At 60.6% G+C, this 6,038-nt stretch carries 5 protein-coding genes; 1 reads left to right on the plus strand and 4 read right to left on the minus strand.

The genetic code is table 11. The features are described from left to right. The 3 genes from VN887_07245 to VN887_07255 all read right to left on the minus strand — a co-directional run. Positions 1–676: DMT family transporter (locus VN887_07245; protein ID HXT39801.1), on the minus strand; the 676-nt coding region annotated here is incomplete at its 3' end. 178 nt (positions 677–854) lie between these two features. Further along, on the minus strand, positions 855–2,231 hold the full coding sequence (locus VN887_07250; protein HXT39802.1) for a Gfo/Idh/MocA family oxidoreductase: 1,377 nt from the start codon (positions 2,229–2,231) through the stop codon (positions 855–857). A 261-nt stretch (positions 2,232–2,492) separates the two neighbouring features. Continuing rightward, positions 2,493–3,755, minus strand: a complete 1,263-nt coding sequence (locus tag VN887_07255; GenBank protein ID HXT39803.1) for an SGNH/GDSL hydrolase family protein — start codon at positions 3,753–3,755, stop codon at positions 2,493–2,495. A 250-nt stretch (positions 3,756–4,005) separates the two neighbouring features. On the opposite strand from VN887_07255, the gene VN887_07260 reads away from it, so the two are divergent. After that, positions 4,006–4,587, plus strand: coding sequence for a histidine phosphatase family protein (locus VN887_07260; GenBank protein ID HXT39804.1), 582 nt, complete (start codon positions 4,006–4,008; stop codon positions 4,585–4,587). Positions 4,588–4,603: 16 nt separating this feature from the next. On the opposite strand, the gene VN887_07265 is transcribed toward VN887_07260, so the two are convergent. Next, positions 4,604–6,038 (minus strand): CotH kinase family protein (locus VN887_07265; protein ID HXT39805.1); only part of this gene is annotated, 1,435 nt, incomplete at its 5' end.

Here is a 6,038-nt window from a genome sequence, read left to right on the forward strand (position 1 = left end):
AGGCCAGCGATTGGAACCCGATGAACAGGCAACCGCCCAGCAGCCACGGCCATGCGGGGCGCCGGATGGCCGACACCGGGGCCTGAAAAAACGGGATCAACGCAACGCTGAACACCGCCACAAAGCCCACCATCACCGGCAGAAAACGGCCCGCGCCCCACGCGGGCGACCACTTTTGCACCAGCACATCAAACATCGCGAACATCACCCCTGAAGTGCCCGCGAACAGGATCGTGCTGCCGACGTGGTGATGTGTCACGCCGCCGGTCCGATTGAGCAGCGCGATGGCGACCGTGCTCAGCGCGGCCGCCTCCCACAGTTTTGCCGGGACCGCCTGCTTGAGAATCAACGTGGTGAACAGCGCCACGAGGATGATTTTCACGCCCAGCACCGGCGTGGCCACCGATACATCGCCGCGTTGGAGCGCGAGGTAATTGAGCAACTGTCCGAGCAGATAGAGCAATCCCACCAGCGCTGGCTGCCAGAGCAGTTGAAGATGGAAGGCGCCGCCGAGCGGCAGCAACAGTTGAAAGATAAGCGCCGAGATGAGATTGGACAGGAACGCCATGCGCCACAAACCCACGCCGAAGTCGGAGCAACGCTTCACGAGAAGAGCGCCGGCCACGTAAAGCAGCGAGGCCAGGAACGGCAGCAGAATGGAGAGAGCCTGGTTCAAGGCGGATGGAAACGGAACCGATCCGTCATTCGGTGCTTTTGTCGCTTCCCGCGCCGTGCGCCGCGACCGGTCCGGGGTTGGCTGCCGACGCTTCGGCGCGTTTAGTCCAGACTCGAACCGGTTTTGTGTCCCGGCACGGGAGGAGAATCGCCCGCATCGGCAAGGTTTCCAGGTTTTCTCAAAGGCTCCACCCGGAGCGGTAAGATGAACGAAGGTGAGTGTTGGCGGCGTCGTTGTTGGTGAACCGCACCGCCTTGTTATCCCATCGGAGTGTTTGACCGGGGAAACGAATGGCGATGAGGCCTAGCAGCGCCACCTGTGTCAGTGGTCCGCCGTAATCAAGGTTTGACCCCGCCGGTCGGCCGGCGCGGATTGCTTCGATCCAGTCCCAGGCGTGTCCCTTGACGCGCGGAATTTTTTCCGCCGGGGCACTCTTGCCCGAGTATTGGTCCATGAGATTTTCTGGAAGCAGATGGCAGTTGGCCGCGCCGTGCGACCCGTGGACGATCATCCCCTTGTCGCCAAAGAGAATCCCCCCAGTGCCGGGAACCTTCTCGTCGCCCGGAAAATCCTGGGGTCTGGGAATCGGCGTGTTTCCGTCGTGCCAGACAACTTTGACCGGGCCGCGCGTGTTTCGCGCTGGAAACTCGAAAGTGATCCTTGTACCCGGCGGATAAGTCAGCGCATGTTTCACCGGATCATAGTCGGTCACCTCCGCCAGCACGGTGGAGGGCGCGTCCAGTTCCAGCGCCCAATACGCCGGATCGAGCACGTGACAGATCCAATCACCAATCACGCCGCCGCCAAACGGCATCCAGCCGCGCCAGTTCCAGGGAACCCACAGCGGGGAGTAGGGGCGGAAGGGCACCGGCCCGATCCAGAGATCATAGTCGAGCCCCTGCGGCACGTCGTGATGTTCATCCACCCCGGCCAGGTTGGGGATCTGGCAATACACATTCTTGAAAGCGTCGCACCCGACATGAACGGTGTGAACCCGGCCGACGGCGCCGGCCCAGACCCACTCGCAGAGCCGCCGAATCGTGTCGCTGGAGTGGCCTTGATTGCCAAGCTGGGTCACGACCTTGTACTGATGCGCCGCGGCCATGAGCTTTCGCACCTCATCCACCGAGTGAGCCAGCGGTTTTTCGCAATAGACGTTTTTGCCGTGTCTCATCGCCTCCATGGCGATGACGGCGTGCGTGTGATCCGGCGTGCCGATGACGACGGCGTCGATTTCCTTCCCCATCTTGTCGAGCATCACGCGATAGTCCTTGAACTGTCTGGCACGCGGGTATTTGGCGAACTCCTTTGCCGCGTACTTCTCATCAACGTCGCACAACGCGACAAAGTTATGGCCCAGACCCGCCACCTCATCGATATCCGCTCCGCCGCGGCTTCCGATGCCGATGCCCGCCACGTTAAGTTTCGCGTTGGGAGAAAGCCGTTCCGCGCCGAGCGCCAAACTTCCGGGAAGAATGTTGAACAACGCCACGCCCGCGCCGGCGCGGTGCAGAAACTGCCTCCGATTTATTTTGAGGGATCGATATTTTTTCATAATCCAGGGTGAATCGTATTCCTATTCTCCACGATTGTGCCGGATTGCTCAATACTTCCTTAACTCGCGCTTTCGCGGCCCGATCAACTCCCGTTTTTGAACAGACACAATCCGGTCGAAAGGCCGCTGCTCTCCATCGATGCCCGTTTCCATACAAACCCGAGGTGCCCCCGCTCTCACGGGTTTTATCACCTGAAGCGCGGATCATCGCTTCTCCGTTGCGCCCGGGCAGGCCGGATCCGTCCGCGATTCATGCTCCGCTCACTTCGGAGCGAGCTGGAACTGATGTCGCCCGGGCTGCGCGGCATCGCGCTGTTTTTTCACCTCGGCGGCTTCCTCTTCGTCCAACGCCGTCATCAGGTTCCTGGCGGCCTCCTGCACCCTGGGACTTTTGTTTTCGGCAAACGGGACCTGGATCTGTCGCCAGCGCTGGAAATGAGTGTTGTTGTGTTGCAAGGTCAACTTGTGCACCTGCGCCGCCTGTTTCGCCATCGGCGTGGGGAGGGTGGCGAGATTGATTCCCTCGGCCAGTTGCGCCTTCGTGAACTCACCCACGTCCTCGCCATCGATCCTGAGGGTGTAGCTGTCGGCGCTCAGCCCGGTCACCTTGAGCGTTTGCTGGTCCAACGCCTGAAGGAAGTCCGACGAATTCACGGCGAGGGCGACAATGGGATCGCTCAAATCAACGGGCATCGGCAGGGCCTCATCGAGTTGCGCCCAGGAGATCCCTTCGCCGGCTTTCAATTCGGAGATTCTGGTCTTTTTGGCTTCAACAACCTTTTTTGCGCCCGCATTTATTTCCACGGCGGAGACCAGCGCCGGAGCATTCCATGATTTCAACAGTTCCTCGGCCATGAGCAGGTGGCCGCCGGGACCGGGATGGACACGATCGGGGATGATTTTCTTGGCCAGCTCGACGTCGGTCGCCTTCGCCTTTTCGAGCGCGGCAACAACGGGTCCGTTTAAATCCGCCACACCCAGTTTTTCCCGTTCCGCCAGCTCTTTGACGAACTGGCTGTAACGCACCAGTACCGCGTTGTAACCGCCTTCGAATCGCGGCGGCTGCGTCACGTCATCAAACGGCGACGGCTCGATCACGGTGATGCGAATGTCCGGCAGTTCCTTTTTCACCGAATCAATGATGTGCTGGTAGCCCCTGGAGTAGGTCTCGAAGATTTTTTCATCGAACGCCCGGTAGGAACCGTCGTTCATGCCCAGCATGATCGTCATCACCGTGGGTTTGTAGGCAAAGACGTCGCGCTGCAATCGCACATCGATCGGCCCGCCGCCGCCGCCCGTCACGCGGTCGCCACCCCAACCGGAATGGACAAAACTGACACGCAGTTTCGGAAAACGCGTGACGACGTAGGTCTCGGTGAAGGTCGTGTACAGGCGCTGGTCCGTGATGCTGTCGCCGTAGAATACGACGCGGTCACCGTCCCGAAGGGCAAAGTTTTGCGCGCGGACCTGCAGCGCCGCGAATGCGATGACACAGAGTGTGCGGAGTAAAGAGGCGGATTTCATGCCGGAAGATTAAATGGGTTTGGCCCTCGAGTGCAACCCGGTTTACGTCCTTTCCGGCGGAACGCCCGAATTATGACGGTCCACCCCGGACGGCCAGAAACCGGCCGGATTATCAGATACCTGAAAGCGCGGAACAACGGACGCGATGAACAACGGGCCGGGCAGCGCGAGTCACCGCTTTCGTCCACGAGGTTTGAGGTGACTCCTTCGTTCCTTGTGTTTGCCTCCGTCGGTCTTATGCTCCTGCCGAATGAAAACGACAGCGACCCGGGCGAAGATTCTTCTGACGATTTTCATTCTGCTGGCGTTCATCCGGATTTGTCCGGCCCAGCCTGCTGAGATCATTCTGCTGCGCCACGCGGAAAAGCCGCAGGACGAATCCAACGTTCGTCTTTCCGCGACCGGCAAGGAACGCGCCCGCGCGCTGGTCAGATTCTTCGCCACCACGCCGGAACTGGGCACAAACGGTCCACCCGTGGCGTTGTTCGCCGCGCGGCCGGTGTCTCGCAAGCATAGCAACCGTCCCGTCGAAACCCTGCAGCCGCTGGCAAAGCGTTTGAAACTGCGGGTCCAGACCCCTTACACCGCCAAGGAGCACGCTGCGTTGGCGAAAAAGATCCTTCACGATCCCGTTTATGACGGGAAAACGGTCGTCATCTGCTGGGTGCATGATTACCTGCCGGAACTGGCGGGAAGCTTGGGTGTGAAGCCCCGACCGGCCCCATGGAAAAGCAGCGTCTTCGACCGGGTGTGGGTTATCACATACCAGGGGAAGGAAGCATCGCTCGTCAGCCTGCCTCAAAACCTGTTGCCCGGTGATTCCCGACGCTAACGCGGTTGCCGGTCGGCTACCGCACCAGCCGGAGCGAATCTGCATCGAACCAGACTTCTCCCCGCGATGCGCGCAGTTCGCAGATGAGTTCAACGGAATTCAGCGGCGGAGGAACATCAAATTCAAACGCGAGCTTCGTCCACGCGGCATCGCCCACCAGTTTGTCAGCAGCAGGACGGTTCGACCCGGAGATGCGCAATCCGGCGCCGGCGCCTTTTTCATCGCCGTTCAACGGTGCGATACCCGCTCCCCGGGCCAGCCCTTCAAAACGGTAATGCCCGCCTTCCAGCGTCACCCGGGCGCGCCAGGAAGCCGTGCAGTTGTCAGTCGCCGTAATGTGCAGCAGTGATTTTCCCTTGTCTGTCGGGCGGTCAAGTTTCCCGGTGGTCGGCTCGTTCTGTTCGTGCCAGCTCTTCAGGCGGGCCGCGCCGGCGGTGAATTTCAAAGGCTCCGGTTCGGCGTCGAGTTGTCGCCGGACCCCCGCCCAGCGTTGCACGATTCGATCACGCACCACCTTCACCGCTTCATCGTATTCCTTTGCCGCGTTCGGGCCGATCTCAGCCAACACGGGCCGGTTCCGGGTGTGCAGTTGGTCCACGAGATTGGTCAGCACCTCCAGCCGGTAAACCTCGTCGAACAACGCGGCCAGTCGCTCGCGATAAAGCCGGTTGCCTTCGGGCGTTTGAACCAGGGCATTGGCCACCAGGCCGCCAAAGCCGGGATGGATCGGACCATTGGCCTCCCAGAACATCTGGTCCATTCCGTGCGGAATAAAAACCATCCTGTCGTCCACCGGGTCATGGTAAACCCGGTAATTGTTCCGGTTCATCGGGTAACCGTCCCAGTCCCAAACAAGCACGTCCATCGCCATGAAGGACGTGAACCGGTCCACATCAAGCGTCCGGTTGAGCCGCTCCCAGCGTTTGGCCGGATTCCGTTCCTGGGCCGCGGCCACGAGCGCTTTTAAATCCGACTGATCCTTGCTGGCGTCGCCCGATTCCTTGTCGAGCTTCTCGGTCACGTCCTTCACGAAGCCGCCGTCATACAGATTGCCCCGGGGGTTCTTGAAATAACGGCGGAGGAAGTCCGGCGTGGAGCCTTCGACCAGGACGTAGAAGCCGAAGTCGCGGTCGTTCAACCAGACGCGCGCATTGGTGACGCGCGCCGCCGGGACGCCGGCCGCATGGAACATCGCGCCGCAGATGTATTCCGTGCTGTAGCTGGGGTCCTGGACCGAGTTGTTGAGATAAATCTTGCGTAAACCATGGAACCGCTGCGAAGCCGTGAACTTGCCAAAACTCAGGGTTAGCGCCGGTTTGTCATCGACCTGACGAAAGCTGCCCGCCGCACCTTTGAGATGGACCGCCACATTCGTGAAAACCCGGTCCCCCTCGCGCACGGTCGCGGCGACAAACTTCCGTGGGTCCTTGCGCAGCGACTCAAGTCCGGCT

Origin of the sequence: Candidatus Angelobacter sp., assembly GCA_035607015.1 — a bacterium.
GTDB lineage: Bacteria > Verrucomicrobiota > Verrucomicrobiia > Limisphaerales > AV2 > AV2.

Excerpts from the sequence above, each read along its gene's own strand:
- VN887_07250 (HXT39802.1), bottom strand. The coding sequence starts at position 2,231 with ATGAAAAAATATCGATCCCTCAAAATAAATCGGAGGCAGTTTCTGCAC.
- VN887_07255 (HXT39803.1), bottom strand. The coding sequence starts at position 3,755 with ATGAAATCCGCCTCTTTACTCCGCACACTCTGTGTCATCGCATTCGCG.
- VN887_07260 (HXT39804.1), top strand. The coding sequence starts at position 4,006 with ATGAAAACGACAGCGACCCGGGCGAAGATTCTTCTGACGATTTTCATT.